The 520-nt window shown below is 81.7% G+C and carries 1 protein-coding gene; it reads left to right on the forward strand.

The window, feature by feature from the left end:
- A partial coding sequence (locus RKE29_RS30365; protein ID WP_312008910.1) for a helix-turn-helix domain-containing protein occupies positions 1-463 on the forward strand: 463 nt, incomplete at its 5' end.
- Positions 464-520 lie beyond the last annotated feature (57 nt).

Raw genomic sequence — 520 nt, forward strand, 5'->3', positions numbered from 1 at the left:
CCGCCCGCGCGAGCCGGGCGCCGGGGCCGACGGCCTCGCCATCGGCATGTCCGGCCCGGCCGGCCCCAGCGCGGCCCCCGGCGCCTACCGCCAGGCGCGGCAGGCGCTGTCCGTCGCCCGGCGGCGCGGCCGGGCGCTGGTCGAACACGAGCAGGTCGCCGCGGGCTCGGTGCTGCCGCTGCTCGCCGACGACGCCGTACGGGCCTTCGCCGACGGCATGCTGCGGGCGCTGCGCGAGCACGACGCGCGGGGCCGCGGCGACCTGGTGGCATCCCTGCGCGCCTGGCTGGCCCACCACGGGCAGTGGGACGCGGCAGCCGCCGACCTCGGCGTCCACCGGCACACGCTGCGCTACCGGATGCGCCGGGTGGAGGAGATACTGGGCCGCTCCCTGGACGACCCGGACGTGCGCATGGAGCTGTGGCTGGCCCTGAAGGCGACGGCGGCCGCGTCCCCCGGCTGACGCGCCCGGCCGCGGCGGCCCGCGGCCCGGCCGCCCGGCCCGCCCCGGCGTCCGGGC

Source organism: Streptomyces sp. B1866, from assembly GCF_031932565.1.
Lineage (GTDB): Bacteria > Actinomycetota > Actinomycetes > Streptomycetales > Streptomycetaceae > Streptomyces.